The following is a 16,477-nucleotide window of genomic DNA, read 5'->3' on the forward strand; positions in this document are numbered from 1 at the left end:
ATAACTAATATTGTTTGAATGCGCATGTTCGTTGCCAGATTAAGATGTGCCCGGCAGGCGAAATCGGTAACCCTCTCAGGCGTGGGATTGCATAATGCTCAATATATCGTGGGACCCTGTGTTAATCGCTATCTCTTATCTGGTGGCATTTATCGCTTCCTTTGTGGCGCTGGACAGTGCCGGAAAGATCCCCCTTTCCAGCCGAAAGGCTGCCCTGTTCTGGCGCATTGCCGGGGGTATGACGCTGGGGATCGGCATCTGGTCGATGCACTTTATCGGCATGCTGTCGATGCAGATGCCGATGATGATGCGCTATGACCTCTGGTTAACCCTTGCGTCTCTGGGCGTCGCGATTATTGCGTCGACCACGGCCCTTGATATTGCCGTCGCGGGAAAAAAACGTTCTTCGTTTCGACCGATCGTTGCCACGGCTATCCTGAGCGCAGGCGTGGTATCTATGCACTATATCGGTATGGCTGCCCTGATGCTGGATGGCAGCATTATCTGGGATCGCCGTATTGTGGGGTTGTCGGTGGTCATTGCCGTGGTGGCGTCCGGCACGGCGCTGTGGCTGGCTTTCCGCCTGCGAGACAAAGGGGTTTTTATCGAGCGCCTTCTCGCCGCCCTGGTCATGGGCGCCGCCATTTGTGCGATGCACTATACCGGCATGAGCGCCGCGCATTACCCGGAAATGTCGCATACCCTCCCAGGCGGGATCGGCGAGCTGGGGTTATCCATCTGGGTTTCTGTCACCACGCTCTGCCTGCTTGGCGTGATGCTAATTATTTCCCTTATCGATTCTCACCGTCGCACCGGCCGGTTGACGGATAATCTTCGACAACTCAATCGGCAGCTTGAGCTCCAGGCGCGCTTTGATGCGCTCACCGGACTCGCGAATCGCCATCAGATGGATCTCCGCATGCAGGACTGCCTGCGCAGCGCGTTGCTGAGCAACAGGCAATTTGCCGTTATTTTCCTGAACGTCGATCACTTCAAACGCGTCAACGATACCTGGGGTCACAGCGTCGGCGATGAGTTATTGATCACCGTTGCACAGCGCATCACTTCCCGGCTCTCGCGTGAAATGACCCTGGCAAGGCTGGGAGGAGACGCTTTTATCCTGCTGGTGCCGGAATGTGACGACGACAAACTCAACGCCCTGCTCGCGTCGCTGCTCGAGGATGTGCGACGTCCTCTTTCGATCTGTGGTCATACGCTTAACACAACAATCAGTGCGGGCGTCAGCCTCTATCCTCAGGATGGCGAAACGCTGCATGAACTGAAACTCAAAGCAGATGCAGCCCTGCATCACGTCAAAGACGACGGCCGCAACGGCTGGGCGCGTTACAGAACCGAGATGTCGACAGCAATCCCGGCAAAACCCGGTTTTCTTCAGGAGCTCTCTCAGGCGCCTGAGCGCGATCAGTTTGAACTGTGGTACCAGCCAACCTGGTATGCGCAAGAGAAGACTATCCATGGTTTTGAAGCCCTGCTGCGCTGGCGGCACCCTGAGCAAGGCGTTGTGCTGCCTGGTCTGTTTATCCCCTCGCTGGAGCAAACCGGCTTAATTATTCCGGTGGGCAACTGGGCCATTGAAGCGGCATGTCGACAGCTGCATTTCTGGACTGAACAAGGGTTCAGCCAGTGGACGTTATCGCTCAACTTATCCCCCGTCCAGTTCGAGCAGCCGGACATTTTCCACATCGTGTCGTCGATGCTGGAAAAATATAACTTGTCCCCGTCCAGGCTGATCCTTGAGGTCACGGAGAGCACCGCGCTGAAAAATCTCGACCGCAGCATTGAGTTGCTCAACGCCTTTAATCATGCGGGGATCACCGTCTCGATTGATGATTTTGGTACGGGCTACTCCAACCTGCTGATGCTGAGCGTGCTGCCGGCAAAAGAGCTCAAGATCGACAAAAGCTTTGTAACGTCGATGCTGGAAAATGAAAAAACCTACAAGCTGGTTGAAACCATTATGAGTATCGCCCGCACCATGGAGATGAACGTGGTGGCTGAAGGGATTGAAACGGAAGAACAGCAGGCGGTTCTCACCCGTCTCGGCTGCGACTACCTGCAGGGTTACCTCTTCTCCCGCCCCTTACCTGCCGAACAGGTGCCGTGGCTGCTTCTGCAGATAAACTCAGAAAGGCAAATTATCCCCCTTAATAAAATTCAAACGGACGCCGCATTTATTTCACAAAAAAACCATGCCTGACGGGGTTTAGTAGAGTATGTTTCAAAGCAGAACACACGAGTCACGTCTGTCATGATTGTCAGGCGTATTAAGCCGATGAACAGGAAATGCCTATGTCGCAAAACGGTTTTGAAGCGCTGAACGCCATTAAAACACCCGTGTGGCTTATTTCACCCGTTTCGGAAGAGATCGTTTTTGCGAACGTGGTCGCAACGCAGCTTATGGGAGATAAGACGCTCGATCAGCTGCGTAAAGGCATCTATTCCGCGAATGCACAAGCTCTCCTGTCGATGTATGTACCTGAACTGAAAACCGAGCAGGAGATCGTCGAAATCTGGACAATAAGAAGCCGGGATGGGCTGGATACGCCGTTAAGCTGTCGTCTCTCGCTTGCCCGTTACGCCCCCTGGGGAGATGTGATTGTCTTCGAGGGGATCGCCCAACATATCCTCTCAGGACTGAAGGCCAGCCGCTCCGCAACCTACCGGCGAAAAAAACAGGGGTTTTACGCCCGTTTTTTTCAGACCAACAGCGCGCCGATGCTGTTAATCGATCCTGCCCGCGATGGTCAGATTGTTGATGCCAACCTGGCTGCGCTCAATTTTTACGGTTACTCGCATGATGGTATGTGCAGCAAGCATACCTGGGAAATCAATACCCTGGGGCGAGACGTGATGCCCATTATGACCGCGATTGCCGCGCTGCCCGGCGGCCATAAGCCGCTCAACTTTGTTCACCGCCTTGCCGATGGTTCCACCCGCCATGTTCAGACGTATGCCGGACCCATTGAGATCTACGGTGACAAGCTGATGCTGTGCATCATCCACGATATCACCGAGCAAAAAAGACTGGAGCAAGAGCTGGAACATGCCGCGTTACGTGACTCCATGACCGGGTTACTCAACCGACGCCAGTTCTACGCGATTACCGACCCCAACAATCTCAATAATCGACCTGCCCAGCAGCAGTTTAGCCTGCTGCTGGTGGACACCGATCACTTCAAAAACATCAACGACCTGTTTGGTCATTTGAAGGGCGATGAGGTGCTTATTGCCCTCTCCCGAACGCTGGAAGCCTGCAGTCGGGAGAACGACATGGTGTTCCGCTGGGGGGGCGAAGAGTTCGTCATCCTGCTGCCGCATACCTCTCTCGACACCGCGTTGCAGATTGCCGAGTCGATCCGTGCAGCCGTTGCCCGCATTACGATTCCGGGCTTACCACGGTTTACCGTCAGCATTGGCGTGGCGCGACATAACCCGGGGGAGACGATTGATGAGCTGTTTAAGCGTGTAGACGATGCGCTGTATCGCGCTAAAAATGATGGGCGCAATAAAGTCCTTGCAGCATGAAACTGGAGTATACGGGAAAGCCCCGCTACAATGCCTGCCTCGAATAAATTAACGTCAGGTGGGTAAAATCTGCAATGGGCAAAACAGAAATAATACTCACCTTAATTATTTTGCTCCTTATTATATTTGGCTTCTGGTTTATTTTTAGCGGGGAAATCTGGTATCTCGTCGAGTTTCTCGAAAATAGTCTTTATCCGACCTTCGACGCCCCTTAACGCACGTTTAATATCGTGTTTCACCTACCGAATTTGTCAGGTATCTGCCAGCCTGACGGCCGCGTAAGATACGCGTCGTTATCCTCCAACTACGTTGATAACGAATCATTTATTCACTTGCTTATGTTGCCCGTGCTCTGACGGGCTTTTTTATTTCCGGCATTTCAGCCACGCCAGGCTATATCTTAATCATCTTTAATGACAAGGGAGAGGAATGATGAGCAAGAAGATCCTGATGCTGGTTGGCGATTACGCCGAAGATTACGAAACCATGGTGCCTTTTCAGGCGTTACAGATGGTTGGTCATCAGGTGGATGCCGTCTGCCCCGACAAACCGAAGGGCGACTACATCATAACGGCAATCCATGATTTCGACGGCGCCCAGACCTATAGCGAAAAACCCGGTCACCGCTTTACCCTCAACGCCGACTTTTCCGCCGTAAAGGAGCAGGACTACGACGCGCTGCTCATCCCCGGCGGGAGAGCGCCCGAGTATCTGCGGCTAAATGAGGACGTGTTAAAGCTGGTGCAGGCGTTTGACGCCGCGCGCAAACCGATTGCAGCGGTGTGCCATGGCCCGCAGCTGCTTGCCGCCGCGGGCATCCTGAAAGGCCGTACCTGTAGCGCCTACCCGGCCTGTGCTCCTGAGGTCCGTCTCGCGGGAGGACACTATGCCACGATTGGCATCGATCAGGCACATGTCGACGGCAACCTGGTGACGGCTCCCGCGTGGCCCGCCCATCCGCAGTGGCTGGCGAAGTTTAATGCGTTGTTAGAATAATACGTCCCGCTCTTATCGCTGCCGGAAAGCACAGCGCGGTATCATCCATGGCAAAACTGGCGCTCACGTGCGCCAGTTCGCATTAACCATCAGTGCTTCTCAATATACATCGTCCGGCTATACGCCACGTCTTCTGGGTTATTAATCGGATATCCTTTCACCCACGGCTTAATCAGACGACCGTTGGTGTACTGGTAAATAGGCGCGATCGGCGCTTTCTCCATGAGGATTTTCTCCGCCATGTTGTAGTCCGTATTACGCGCTTTCGCCGTGGTTTCGAGCGTCGCCTGGTGGATTATTTTATCGTAAGCCGGGTCGTTGAAGCGCGAGATATTGCCGCTGTGGGTAGAGGTCAGCAGGGACAGGAAGGTCGAGGGCTCGTTGTAATCCCCCACCCATGACGCGCGGATCACATCAAAATTGCCGGTGTTGCGGCTGTCGATGTAGGTTTTCCACTCCTGATTTTGCAGCTTGACGTCCACACCGAGGTTTTTCTTCCACATGGACGCCACCGCAATGGCGATTTTCTGGTGGTTTTCCGACGTGTTGTACAGCAGGTTCAGCTTCAGCGGACGCTGAGGGCCGTAGCCTGCGGCCTGGAGCAAGGTTTTGGCCTGAGCGTTCAGCTCCTGCTGGGACATCTGCTCGAACGGCGAAGGTTCAGGCGTGAAGCCCGCCGTCACGTCAGGGGTAAAATGCCAGGCCGGTTTTTCGCCGGTACCCAGTACCTTATCCGCCATAATGCGGCGATCGATAGTCATGCTCAGCGCAAGACGGACCCGGGCATCGGCGGTCGGGCCCTTTTGCGTGTTAAACGCGTAGTAATAGGTCCCGAGCTGAGGCGGCGTATACACCTGGCCAGGAATATCCTTCAGGAGCTTCTGATACATGTTTTTCGGGAACGATTCGGTAATATCGATATCCCCTGCCAGATAGCGTTTCGTGGCGGACGATTCCTGATTAATCGGAATAAAGGTCACTTTTTGCAGGACAGTTTTCGCATTGTCCCAGTAGTGGGTGTTCGGCACGACAACCAGTTTTTCATTCACCACGCGCGCGTTCAGAACGTAGGCCCCGTTACCGACCAGCGCTCCTGGACGCGTCCACTCTTTCCCGCTTTCAACATTGGCTTTTTGCACCGGATAGAAGGCGAAGTTTGCCGTCAGGTTGCTAAACCACGGTAGCGGTTTATCCAGCTGGACGCGCAACGTTCTGGCATCCACCGCCGTCACGCCCAGGGTATCTGGCGCCGCTTTACCATCAATAATGGCCTGCGCGTTGCTGATGCCCGCCAGCGCCGCAAACCAGGCAAACGGAGAGGTCGTTTTCGGATCAACCAGACGCTGCCAGCTGTAGACAAAATCCTGCGCGGTAACCGGCGTACCGTCAGACCATTTTGCGTTATCGCGCAGGGTGAACGTCCAGATTCGATTATCGTTGCTCTGCCAGCGCGTCGCCACGCCCGGGGTCAGTTCCCCTCTCTCATTCTGATTTACCAGCCCTTCGAAAAGATCGCGAATCACCTGAATCTCTGGCAACCCCACCGCTTTTGCGGGATCGAGCGAAGCCGGTTCGTCTTTAATGTGTCTGACCAGCTCCTGTTTTTGCGCCAGCACCGTGCCCTGTGGCACATCGGCAGCGTATGAGAGTGAAGAGAGTCCGCACAGGCAAAGTGCGGCAAAAAGACGCGAAACAGGATGCTTCATAAGATCCCCTTTAAAAAATTCTGGTAAAAAGCAGATGCGTAATTATTTGTTTCGACAGTAAGAAATGCAAACAACTTACGCCTGAATAGTGATTTAAGGCAATTCTCAGCCGTTAAGGAAACTATTTGATTAACAGCGGCTTTTGCACAACACTGCCTGTAGAGACTTCGTTATCAGGATATCGTATGGCAACCACCCGACCCCGCGCGGAACGCGGCGCCTTCCCTCCGGGCGCTGAACAATATGGCCGCTCATTTTTAGGCGCATCGCTGATCTGGTTCCCGGCCCCCGATGCCGATCGCGACAGCGGTTTGGTTATTGCCGGCACGCACGGAGATGAGAACTCGTCTGTCGTCACGCTCTCGTGCGCGCTGCGGACGCTGACCCCGGCATTGCGACGTCACCACGTGATTCTTGCCGTGAATCCGGACGGCTGTCAGCTGGGATTACGGGCGAATGCACGAGGAATCGACCTGAACCGTAATTTCCCTGCGGCAAACTGGCGCGCCGGAGAAACGGTTTATCGCTGGAACAGCTCCGCCGAGGAGCGGGACGTGGTGCTGCTCACGGGCGATAAACCCGGATCGGAGCCGGAAACGCAGGCGCTGTGCCAGCTTATCCATAAGATCCACCCCGCCTGGGTTGTCTCCTTCCACGATCCGCTGGCCTGCATTGAAGATCCGCGCCACTCTGACCTGGGCGCATGGCTGGCCCAGGCGTTCGCCCTCCCGCTCGTCACCAGCGTGGGCTATGAGACACCCGGTTCATTCGGCAGCTGGTGCGCCGACTTGAGCCTGCCCTGCATCACCGCTGAGTTCCCGGCGATCTCCTCCGACGAAGCCAGCGAAAAATACTTAAAGGCAATGATGGATCTGTTGCGCTGGCAGCCTCAGAGGTGAAGTACGCCGCTGGTAAAATTAAGCGCCGGTGAAACGTCAACGGCCAGCCACGTCGGGCCATCCAGATCGGCGAAACGGACCTGATTGACCAGCGGCAGCGCCGCACCGATCGCCCGCGAGGTGCAAAGCATGCATCCCAGCATCAGGGCGAACCCCTGCGCCCGGGCGTCCGCCGCCAGGGCCAGGGCTTCAGTCAGTCCGCCAGTCTTGTCGAGTTTGATATTGACCATGTCATAGCTGCCCTTAAGCGCGCTCAAATTCTCGCGGGTATGACAGCTTTCATCCGCACAGACGGGCAACGGATGGATAAAATTCTTCAGCGCCGCATCCTCTTTTGCCGGCAGAGGCTGCTCAAGCATCGCCACGCCCAGATCGGCCAGCAGCTGGCATCGCGCGGCCAGCCCTTCGGGATGCCACGACTCGTTGGCGTCAACAATGAGCGTGGCTGACGGCACCGCCGAGCGAATGGCGACCATCCGCTCGCTGATCAGACGATCGTCGAGCTTCACTTTTAACAGCGTGGCCCCGTCGTCATAGAGCGCTTTCGCACTGGCGGCCATCTGCTCGGGCTCCCCAATCACGACCGTTTGCGCGGTCACGATCGATTCCGGCACGGCCACGCCCAGCAGTGACGTTAGCGATTTTCGCTGCTTAGCGGCTTCAAGGCTCCAGAGCGCACAGTCGATGGCGTTGCGCGCCGCCCCGGCGGATAAACGCTGCTGTAACGCGTCGCGCGTGAGGCCTTTTTGCAGGTCAGGTACCAGGGTCATGATCTGCGCCATCACGGATGCCAGACTTTCCCCATAGCGCGGGTAAGGCGTACATTCCCCGACGCCTTTAAACCCCTCTTCTTCGATTTCGACCACGACCACGCTGGCTTCACTTCGGCTGCCGCGAGAGATCACAAACGGGGTATGCAATGGCCAGGCTTCTTCATAGACCTTAACGCTTCTCATCAGTGACTCCTTGCGGCCCGGAAAGGCGAAAAATTTGGTTTGCCGTGTTATCTGCTGATGGCATACACTAGCCACGACGTTAACTATATGTAAACAGGAAGATATCTATGTCACAACTCGTTCATTTCCAGGGCAACCCGGTTGCTGTAGCAGGTTCCATTCCGCAGGCTGGCAGCAAAGCGCAGGCTTTTACTCTGGTGGCTAAAGATCTGTCTGACGTCACACTGGCTCAGTTTGCGGGCAAACGCAAAGTACTGAACATTTTCCCAAGCATTGATACCGGCGTTTGTGCCGCATCCGTGCGTAAATTCAACCAGCTGGCGACTGAAATGGACAACACCGTGGTGCTGTGCATTTCCGCTGACCTGCCGTTTGCCCAGTCCCGTTTCTGCGGTGCCGAAGGCCTGAGCAACGTTATCACCCTTTCCACCCTGCGCAGCGCTGATTTCCTCGAGAACTACGGCGTCAGCATCGCGGAAGGCCCACTGAAGGGTCTGGCAGCACGTGCTGTACTGGTTCTTGATGAAAACGACACTGTCGTTTTCAGCGAACTGGTTAACGAAATCACCACCGAGCCGGACTACACTGCCGCGCTGGACGTGCTGAAAGCATAATAAGTCCTTAGCATTCTATACAACCTATTCTCAACCTCGCTTCGGCGGGGTTTTTTATTAGAAAATAGCTGAATCGTTAAAGCTAAAATATTCATCGATCACAAAAAGCATGCAATAAAGACAGCAACATGTAACTTACGCGTGATCATTAGCGCATTCTAATTGTTAAAATCACCTAATTTTAACCTCAGTGAAGCCCATCACATTTCTCTTTTTGTCTAAACATTAGATTTGCTTACGAAAGTAAATAATCGTTTCAGCAAAAAGGATAAAATATGAAGATCAAATTCGCTTTTACGCTCCTGGCGGTCCTGGTTTCTGGCCATGCTGCGGCTAAAACCTGGGTGCTGACAAGTGCTGAAAGCAGCGTAGAGAAAGGAAACTGGAAGATTTCCAGTGATGAGCTGAAAGTTAAAGATCAGACGTTCAGCATTGAGCAAAAAGTCTTGCATGGCGGCAAGCAGGAAGGCAGTAAAGTCATCATTATTAGCAGTAAAGATGGCCTGACGATTACGCTGAGCCCGACCCGCGGCATGAACCTTCTGCACGTTGAAGGGTTTGGCACCCGACTGGGATGGAATTCACCCGTCAAAGAGGTCGTCAATCCTGCCTATATCAATCTTGAAAGCCGAAACGGTCTCGGCTGGCTGGATGGTTTCAACGAGATGATGGTGCGCTGTGGCTACGAGTGGACAGGTCATCCGGTCACCGCAGATGGACAAATTTACACCCTTCACGGCAGGGCCGGGAATACCCCGGTATCACAGGTGGAAGTTGAGGTGGCGGATGCCGCCCCGCATGAGATCCGCGTTCGGGGTTTGATCAAAGAGAGCACGTTCAAAAAAGCGGATCTGCAGACCATGACCGAACTGCGCTACGTTCCCGGAACCAACCAGTTCAGCCTGCATGATGTTCTCACTAACCATGCCGATTACCCTCACGATTACCAAATCATCTATCACAGCAACTTCGGCACGCCGATCCTTGAAGAAGGCGCACGTTTCCTTGCGCCAGCGGCGAGCGTAAGCCCATTCAATGACTACGCCAAAGCGGGCGTTAACGACTGGCAAACCTATGCCGGGCCGACAAAAGGCTTTGATGAGATGGTATTTAACATTCAGCCGCTCGCCGACAACAACCACGAAACGCTCGCGGCGGTGGTCAATAAAGCCGGCGATAAAGGCGCATCCATCCAGTTTGATACGCGCCAGCTGCCCGTGCTGACCTTATGGAAAAACACCGATACGCTGAAGCAGGGTTATGTCACGGGCATCGAACCGGGTACCAGCTACGCCTACCCCGTGACGATTGAACGCCAACAGAAGCGGGTTAAGCAGCTGCAGCCGGGCGCCAGCGCGCAGTTTGATCTGACCTATACCCTGCTCCACAGCCCGCAGCAGGTGAAAGAGGTTGAAAGCAGGATTGCGTCGATTCAGGGCGAGACAAAAACAGACATCGTTAACACGCCGCTGGCGAAGGAATAAATCTAAAGTGAAAAGTAAAAAGCCTCTTTGCAGAGGCTTTTTTGTTATTCGTCACCTTTCTTATGATTCAAACCATACTCACGTAGCTTATTGGCGATCGCGGTGTGCGAGACGCCCAGGCGTTTTGCCAGTTTGCGGGTGCTAGGATAGCTGCGGTACAGCTGCGTCAGCACAGAACGCTCGAAACGGCTGGTGATGTCATCAAGCGACCCTTCCATCGCCTCTTCCCCTACCGATACCGTTCCGGCGTCGTAATCCGGCAACAGGATATCCTGCGGGCGCAGCTCATACCCTTCAAGCTGGGTCAGCGCGCGATATACGGCGTTTTTGAGCTGACGAATGTTCCCCGGCCAGCCGTAGCGCATAAGCACCGTGCCCAGATCGGCAGACAGCTTCGGACGAGGAACCCCCTGCTCATCGGCAAAGCGGGCGACGAACAGCTCCGTAAGCGGCATGATGTCCTGCGGACAATCGCGCAGCGGCGGAATATTCAGCGTCAGGACGTTAAGGCGGTAATAGAGATCTTCGCGGAAGATCCCCTTTTGCACCAGTTCCACCAGGTTCTTCTGGGTGGCGCAAATGACGCGCACGTCCACATGCACTTCGTGATCCTCACCGACGCGGCGGAACGTGCCGTCGTTCAGGAAACGCAGCAGCTTAGCCTGCATACGCGGCGACATTTCGCCAATCTCGTCCAGCAGTACGGAACCGCCGTTAGCCTGCTCGAAGAACCCTTTCTTGCCCTCCGGCGCGTGACCAAACAGCTCGCTTTCAACGGCATCTTCCGGGATAGAGGCACAGTTAAGTGCCAGATAAGGCTTAGCCGCACGCGGGCTCGCCAGATGCACGGCGTGAGCCAGCAGGTCTTTCCCGGTGCCGGTATCGCCGGTAATCAGCAGCGGCGCGGTCAGGCTTGCGAGCTTACGCGCCTGATCAACCACATGACGCATTTTCGGGCTGACGGCAATAATCTGGCTGAACGCGCCAACGTCCTGACTGGAGAGGTTTTGCAGCTGACGACCCATGCGTAGCGTCGAGCGCAGCATGATCACCGCCCCGGTCAACACGCGGGTATTCCCTTCCCCTTTCAGATAGACCGGCGTGATCTCCATCAGGAAATTCTGCCCGTTAATCACCACATGCTCGCTGTGCGTGTTCTGCGGGTTGCTGTCCAGCCAGCGCTGGAAGTTAAAACCGGGGATCAGCTGCGCGGCGTGATGATTGCTCAGCTTCTCCTGGCTCTGCGCGAAAAGCTGGCAGCTCGCGTGGTTAACGCGCTCAACTTTGCTTTTCAAATCCAGAGAGAGGAACGGTTCAGGCATGGCTTCCAGCAGCGCACTCAGCGCCAGGTGCTCACGCTCGGACGGCATCCAGGGAATGGTGCGTACATCCGTAACGCCAGCGATACGGCGGATTTCCGCCATCAGGCTGCTGAAGGTATTAAATTCAATTTCGGCAAAATTGAGGTAAATTCGCCCGACAGGATCGATCTCAATGCCACGTAAATCAATGCTACGTAAAACAAGAAGATCGAGTAATTCGCGGGTCAGACCGAGACGGTCTTCACAGAAGACTTCAAGACGCATGGGAAATTCACCGTTTTAAGCCAATAACAGTAAAATGATATGTCAGAACACGGTGATCGGGAAGATGGCTGTCAACAAATATTGACAGCCAGCACGATTAGTGAACAAAACCTCACGGCGAAGGTTTTTTATTGAGCGTCTCTTTGAGCTGGCCGATCAGTTCACGCCTGAAATCCCCCAGCCGGGGCTTATCGCCGTCAATCCAGGGCAGCGGACGGCAGACTTCCATCGCTTTAATCCCCAGGCGTGCGGTTAATAATCCCGCACCGATGCCCTGAGCCGCACGGGCAGAAAGACGCGCCGCCAGATCCTGCGACATCCAGTCCATGCCCACTTCGCGCACCAGCTCACTCGCCCCGGCAAACGCGATATTGAGCAGGACCAGCTTAAACAGTCTGATCCGACTGTAGTAACCCAGCTCTATGCCGTAAAGGTTCGCAATACGGTTGATCAGGCGCAGGTTACGCCAGGCGATAAAAGCCATATCGACCAGCGCCAGCGGGCTGACGGCAATCATCAATGTGGATTCCGCCGCAGAACGGCTGATCTCGCGCCGCGCCTGAGCATCCAGCACCGGCTGTACCATGTGGGAATAGAGCGTCACCACTTCCCGGTCATTCTGGGTCTCATGGATGGCGGCATACCAGCGCTGAAGCGCCGAATGCGACTGATCGATTCCGGCCTGGCTGGCCAGCTTTTCACAGAACGCGCGCCCTTTCCCGGTGCCGTGACTGTGGAGCAGATCCCGCGCTTCATCACGCTCGTGCGCGCGCTGTCGCAGACGCCAGAGTCGACGCCATTCGGTGGCAACCGACCCGACGCCAGCCCCCACTATCAGCGCGCCTGCGGCACATCCGCCCAGCGCCACCCAGTCCTGCGTGTTCCAGGCATTCATCGTCCACTGCACGCCCTGACCCACCACGCTTACGCCAAACAGCGCCAGACCGGCGGTGACCATCCTGCGCCACAGGCTGCGTTTTGGACGCAGCGCGGCGTCCACGACCGCCTCCGCCGGACCATCCTCAACAACCGGCTCGTCCTGCAGCGCCGGGGCAAAGTTATCGGCCTGGGTACCGCTGAACGTCTGCGCCGTTTTGAACGCCTCCTGAGGGTTCTGCTCAAGCGTTCCGGTAAAGTCAATGCGCGGTTTTAACGGTTCCGTCATCGCAATTTATCTCCAATCAAAAACTCCAGCGCCGCATCCAGACGGATGTGCGGTAAAGGCCTGTCGACGCTCATGGCCTGCGGGCGGAAGGCTTCAAACTGAAAGCCCTGTTTCTGCCAGAAGGCCTGGCCCGGCAGCCGCGCAGGCACTTCGCCTGGGTAGACAGTAAGCGGTTCACCGTCGCTGAGCCGGTTGCCGCGTAATGCCGGTATTTTCTCGCCGTTAAGGTCAATTAGCCCGCTTTGCGTCGCCTGCACGGACGCGAGCCCAAGGCAATGCATGCCGATCCCTTCGAAGGCGGCGTTTTGCCAGGCGTCCTGTACCAGCTGCTGTAGCAGCGACACCATATTGGCATGCTGGTCGACGGTGACGTGATCGGCTTTTGTGGCCGCAAAGAGCAGTTTGTCGATCACCGGTGAGAAAAGACGGCGGAACAGCGTACGCTGCCCGTAGTGAAAACTTTGCATCAGCTGCGTCAGGGCAAGGCGCATGTCGTTGAATGCCTGTGGCCCGCTGTTGAGCGGCTGCAGACAATCCACCAGCACAATCTGGCGGTCAAATCGTAAAAAGTGGTTCTTATAGAATCCCTTGACCACCTTCTCACAGTAGTAATGGTAACGCTCGCGCAGCATACCGGCGTTAGTATGCTTATCCGCCTGCGCCAGCGTCGACTCGCCCACCCCATCCACATCCGGCCAGGGGAAAAACTGAAGCGCAGGCGCGCCCGCTAAATCACCCGGCAGAACAAAGCGCCCCGGCTGAATGAAGTGTAACCCTTCCTGTTTACACTGGTGTAAATACGCCGTCCAGGCGTCGGCAATGGCCGCCAGACGGTTTTCATCTGCTGGGGCAAGCGGGTCCAGCCCTTCGCACAGCTGTCGCCATTTGGCCGACCACCCGGCGCGTTGCCCCTGCAGCAATCCCGTCATCTGGCGTGACCAGCTGAGGTAATCCTGCGCCAGCATCGGCAGGTCGAGCAGCCATTCGCCGGGGTAATCGACGATTTCAAGGTATAGCGTGGAGGTATCCTTGAAATGGCGCATCAGGGATTCATTCGAGCGGAAACGCAGCGCAAGACGAATTTCACTGACCCCTCGCGTCGGCGTCGGCCACGCGGGCGGGTCGCCATAAAGCTGTGCCAGCCCTTCGTCATAGGTAAAACGGGGAATGCCAAAATCACGCTGTGGAACGCGCTTAACGCCCAGCAGACGCTCTTCCCGCACCGCGCCAAGCAACGGCAGACGCGCCCCGGCGTGCAGGTTCAGGAGCTGGTTCACCATCGCGGTGATAAACGCCGTCTTACCGCTTCGGCTCAACCCCGTCACCGCCAGTCGAAGATGACGGTCAACGCCGCGGTTTACCAGTGAATTGATTTCGTTTTTAAGTCGCTTCATCGCCGTCCTTCGTTGCCTGGAAGCCTTGAATGCATGGCTTCAGAATACAATAAATGGGGGCAGATCGTTGATTATCAATTCTTATTTATTGCTATTGCCGTTTTTTCTCCAGTAAGATGAACGCCATTGCTGTCAGTCCTGAGTGAGTAAGGTGTATGTCACCCACCATTTATGATATCGCACGGGTTGCGGGCGTATCGAAATCAACCGTTTCCCGCGTTCTGAATAAACAAACGAATATTTCTCCTGAAGCGCGTGACAAAGTGCTGAAGGCGATTGACGAATTAAATTATCAGCCCAACAAACTGGCCCGTGCCCTGACCTCTTCAGGATTCGATGCCATTATGGTTATTTCGACCCGTTCAACCAAAACCACTGCCGGCAATCCTTTTTTCTCCGATGTTCTTCATGCCATTACGGCAAAAGCGGAAGAAGAAGGATTCGATGTTATTTTACAAACCTCAAAAAGCAGTGAAGACGATCTCCTGAAATGCGTGAGTAAAATAAAACAGAAGATGATCAAAGGGATCATCATGCTGAGTTCGCCCGCAAATGAATCCTTTTTCACCACGCTGGACGCGTATGGCGTACCGGTAGTGGTTATCGGCAAAGTGGAAGGTGAGTATCAGAATATTTATTCCGTCGACACGGATAATTTTCATGACAGCGCCACGCTGACGGAAACCTTTATCAAAAACGGCCGCCGGAAAATTGCCTGCCTGCATGCGCCGCTTGAATATCATGTTTCGATCGATCGCCTGGCGGGTTATAAAGCCAGTCTGGAAAAGCACCATATTGCGATTAACCCGGACTGGATCATGGATGGTGGTTATACCCATGAGAGTGCGCTTAAGGCGGCTCTGGAACTGCTCTCTTCACCCACGCCGCCTGATGCCGTATTTGCTACCGACAGCATGAAGTTACTCGGCCTTTATCGCGCGGCGGACGAGTTAAATCTGATGATACCGGAACAGGTGGTGATAGCCGGATACAGTGACCCGATGCTGTCTCTCATTTTAACGCCCGCACCTGGCGGCTTTGATATCCCGACCCGCAAACTGGGGGAAGAGAGCTGCGATCTTCTCTTCAGGCGTATCGCGGGTCATCCCGCCCCGCAAAAAGTGCTTGTTGATACGCATTTTTTACTGGCGGCCTCGCTGCGCTAAAACCAGGGGCGGTTAGCCCCTGGAGGACCCACGGTCAGAATGCGTAATTTACCCCAACGCCCGCATAGTGGAAGCGGTCGTTTTTACCCTCGTCATGGTTTTCCCATTCGTAGGCGTATTCAAGCGTCATGGATAAACCGTTGTTGAAGTCATAGGCGTACTGCATACCCAGACGGTTGAAATCATGTCCTTCACGCTCAGGATCGTCCTGCCAGTCCCAGTTCGACCAGCGATCGAGCCCCAGTCGGGTGTAAGGCGTTAAGGTCGTCTGACCCAATGAAATAGGCAGGTAGGCGCGAATTTCCTGAGTGGAGAACTCGCCGTTATTACGTGAACCGTCCATATTGAAACCGCGCTCTAAATAGTAATTCACTTTAGCGGCAAAGGTGTCGTTAATGGTCCAGGTAAAGCCCGTTTCGGTTTCGACGCGGCTGTCTGAATAGCCGGTTTTTTCCAGATCGTTGGCAAACTGATACATGGCAAACCAGCCGCCGAAACGCCAGTCGTCGGTTAATTTTATATCCCAGTCAGGCTGAATTTTGTAGCGCTGCATATTTGCGCTGCCGTCTCTGACGCCGTGTTCATCCTTAAAGTGATAGCCATAATTACGGAAACCACCGGTCAGACCAAACGTGAAATCATCGGTACCAATAAAACGATAGCGTAATTCAAATTCCGGGCGATCGAAATAGGTCCCACGGGTCATGCTGCTATAATCAACCGGTCCTTCCTGATACATCGCCAGCGAAATAGTCCAGGCATCCCAGGTCGCATTAAACCACACGGAGGGTTCATATAATCCGTCTTTATCTTCTCCCTGGCCTTCGACGTTTTCAATTTCATACATCGCGCCAATATTAAATTCCCATTGTTTAGCCGTTTCTGTTGCATGTGCGCAGCTCACCCCTGCGCACAGCACGAGCGCAGCACTTTTTAGTAGAGTACTCATAAAATATTCCCTTTAT

At 54.8% G+C, this 16,477-nt stretch carries 14 protein-coding genes; 8 read left to right on the top strand and 6 right to left on the bottom strand.

Going from position 1 to position 16,477, the window contains the following annotated elements; translation table 11 throughout:
- Positions 1–94: 94 nt before the first annotated feature.
- From L362_RS14325 to L362_RS14315, 4 genes are all read left to right on the top strand, one after another.
- Positions 95–2,218 (top strand): putative bifunctional diguanylate cyclase/phosphodiesterase, encoded by a 2,124-nt coding sequence (locus L362_RS14325; RefSeq protein WP_023344314.1) that lies wholly within the window; start codon positions 95–97, stop codon positions 2,216–2,218.
- 92 nt (positions 2,219–2,310) lie between these two features.
- Positions 2,311–3,546 carry a sensor domain-containing diguanylate cyclase gene (locus L362_RS14320; RefSeq protein ID WP_023344315.1) on the top strand — a complete coding sequence of 412 codons (1,236 nt, stop codon included), beginning with the start codon at positions 2,311–2,313 and terminating at the stop codon, positions 3,544–3,546.
- Between the two features lie 74 nt (positions 3,547–3,620).
- Positions 3,621–3,761: an Ecr family regulatory small membrane protein gene (locus tag L362_RS24635; protein ID WP_021240268.1), complete on the top strand. Its 141-nt coding sequence runs from the start codon at positions 3,621–3,623 to the stop codon at positions 3,759–3,761.
- A 217-nt stretch (positions 3,762–3,978) separates the two neighbouring features.
- Complete coding sequence (locus L362_RS14315; protein WP_008501260.1) at positions 3,979–4,542, top strand: DJ-1/PfpI family protein; 564 nt, start codon at positions 3,979–3,981, stop codon at positions 4,540–4,542.
- Between the two features lie 89 nt (positions 4,543–4,631).
- Here L362_RS14315 and L362_RS14310 read toward each other — a convergent pair whose 3' ends face one another.
- Complete coding sequence (locus L362_RS14310; RefSeq protein ID WP_008501259.1) at positions 4,632–6,248, bottom strand: peptide ABC transporter substrate-binding protein; 1,617 nt, start codon at positions 6,246–6,248, stop codon at positions 4,632–4,634.
- 185 nt (positions 6,249–6,433) lie between these two features.
- Between L362_RS14310 and mpaA the strand changes: the two genes are divergently transcribed.
- Positions 6,434–7,147 carry a murein tripeptide amidase MpaA gene (gene mpaA / locus L362_RS14305; protein ID WP_008501258.1) on the top strand — a complete coding sequence of 238 codons (714 nt, stop codon included), beginning with the start codon at positions 6,434–6,436 and terminating at the stop codon, positions 7,145–7,147.
- Here mpaA and ycjG read toward each other — a convergent pair.
- Positions 7,138–8,103 carry an L-Ala-D/L-Glu epimerase gene (gene ycjG, locus L362_RS14300; protein WP_023344316.1) on the bottom strand — a complete coding sequence of 322 codons (966 nt, stop codon included), beginning with the start codon at positions 8,101–8,103 and terminating at the stop codon, positions 7,138–7,140. The genes mpaA and ycjG overlap by 10 nt on opposite strands.
- A 107-nt stretch (positions 8,104–8,210) precedes the next feature.
- On the opposite strand from ycjG, the gene tpx reads away from it, so the two are divergent.
- The gene (gene tpx / locus L362_RS14295; RefSeq protein WP_008501256.1) at positions 8,211–8,717 is read left to right on the top strand and encodes a thiol peroxidase; all 507 of its coding nucleotides are present in this window, start codon (positions 8,211–8,213) and stop codon (positions 8,715–8,717) included.
- Positions 8,718–8,992: 275 nt separating this feature from the next.
- A complete protein-coding gene (locus L362_RS14290; RefSeq protein WP_023344317.1) occupies positions 8,993–10,201 on the top strand; it encodes an aldose 1-epimerase family protein in 1,209 nt (402 codons plus the stop codon).
- Between the two features lie 44 nt (positions 10,202–10,245).
- On the opposite strand, the gene tyrR is transcribed toward L362_RS14290, so the two are convergent.
- The 3 genes from tyrR to L362_RS14275 all read right to left on the bottom strand — a co-directional run bounded on the left by tyrR (position 10,246) and on the right by L362_RS14275 (position 14,346).
- Positions 10,246–11,787, bottom strand: a complete 1,542-nt coding sequence (gene tyrR / locus L362_RS14285; RefSeq protein WP_008501254.1) for a transcriptional regulator TyrR — start codon at positions 11,785–11,787, stop codon at positions 10,246–10,248.
- Between the two features lie 112 nt (positions 11,788–11,899).
- The gene (locus tag L362_RS14280; RefSeq protein ID WP_023344318.1) at positions 11,900–12,952 is read right to left on the bottom strand and encodes a YcjF family protein; all 1,053 of its coding nucleotides are present in this window, start codon (positions 12,950–12,952) and stop codon (positions 11,900–11,902) included.
- Complete coding sequence (locus L362_RS14275; protein ID WP_023344319.1) at positions 12,949–14,346, bottom strand: YcjX family GTP-binding protein; 1,398 nt, start codon at positions 14,344–14,346, stop codon at positions 12,949–12,951. Before L362_RS14275 ends, L362_RS14280 begins: the two co-directional genes overlap by 4 nt.
- 155 nt (positions 14,347–14,501) lie before the next feature.
- Here L362_RS14275 and L362_RS14270 point away from each other — a divergent pair, with 155 nt between their 5' ends.
- Positions 14,502–15,512 (top strand): LacI family DNA-binding transcriptional regulator, encoded by a 1,011-nt coding sequence (locus L362_RS14270; protein WP_008501251.1) that lies wholly within the window; start codon positions 14,502–14,504, stop codon positions 15,510–15,512.
- Between the two features lie 34 nt (positions 15,513–15,546).
- On the opposite strand, the gene L362_RS14265 is transcribed toward L362_RS14270, so the two are convergent.
- Positions 15,547–16,461, bottom strand: coding sequence for an OmpG family monomeric porin (locus tag L362_RS14265; protein ID WP_023344320.1), 915 nt, complete (start codon positions 16,459–16,461; stop codon positions 15,547–15,549).
- Between the last annotated feature and the right edge of the window lie 16 nt (positions 16,462–16,477).

Source organism: Enterobacter sp. MGH 16 (assembly GCF_000493175.1).
GTDB lineage: Bacteria > Pseudomonadota > Gammaproteobacteria > Enterobacterales > Enterobacteriaceae > Enterobacter > Enterobacter roggenkampii.

Bases quoted from the DNA above. Each gene is read 5' to 3' on its own strand.
- L362_RS14325 (WP_023344314.1), top strand. From the start codon at position 95: ATGCTCAATATATCGTGGGACCCTGTGTTAATCGCTATCTCTTATCTG.
- L362_RS14320 (WP_023344315.1), top strand. From the start codon at position 2,311: ATGTCGCAAAACGGTTTTGAAGCGCTGAACGCCATTAAAACACCCGTG.
- L362_RS24635 (WP_021240268.1), top strand. From the start codon at position 3,621: ATGGGCAAAACAGAAATAATACTCACCTTAATTATTTTGCTCCTTATT.
- L362_RS14315 (WP_008501260.1), top strand. From the start codon at position 3,979: ATGAGCAAGAAGATCCTGATGCTGGTTGGCGATTACGCCGAAGATTAC.
- L362_RS14310 (WP_008501259.1), bottom strand. From the start codon at position 6,248: ATGAAGCATCCTGTTTCGCGTCTTTTTGCCGCACTTTGCCTGTGCGGA.
- mpaA (WP_008501258.1), top strand. From the start codon at position 6,434: ATGGCAACCACCCGACCCCGCGCGGAACGCGGCGCCTTCCCTCCGGGC.
- ycjG (WP_023344316.1), bottom strand. From the start codon at position 8,103: ATGAGAAGCGTTAAGGTCTATGAAGAAGCCTGGCCATTGCATACCCCG.
- tpx (WP_008501256.1), top strand. From the start codon at position 8,211: ATGTCACAACTCGTTCATTTCCAGGGCAACCCGGTTGCTGTAGCAGGT.
- L362_RS14290 (WP_023344317.1), top strand. From the start codon at position 8,993: ATGAAGATCAAATTCGCTTTTACGCTCCTGGCGGTCCTGGTTTCTGGC.
- tyrR (WP_008501254.1), bottom strand. From the start codon at position 11,787: ATGCGTCTTGAAGTCTTCTGTGAAGACCGTCTCGGTCTGACCCGCGAA.
- L362_RS14280 (WP_023344318.1), bottom strand. From the start codon at position 12,952: ATGACGGAACCGTTAAAACCGCGCATTGACTTTACCGGAACGCTTGAG.
- L362_RS14275 (WP_023344319.1), bottom strand. From the start codon at position 14,346: ATGAAGCGACTTAAAAACGAAATCAATTCACTGGTAAACCGCGGCGTT.
- L362_RS14270 (WP_008501251.1), top strand. From the start codon at position 14,502: ATGTCACCCACCATTTATGATATCGCACGGGTTGCGGGCGTATCGAAA.
- L362_RS14265 (WP_023344320.1), bottom strand. From the start codon at position 16,461: ATGAGTACTCTACTAAAAAGTGCTGCGCTCGTGCTGTGCGCAGGGGTG.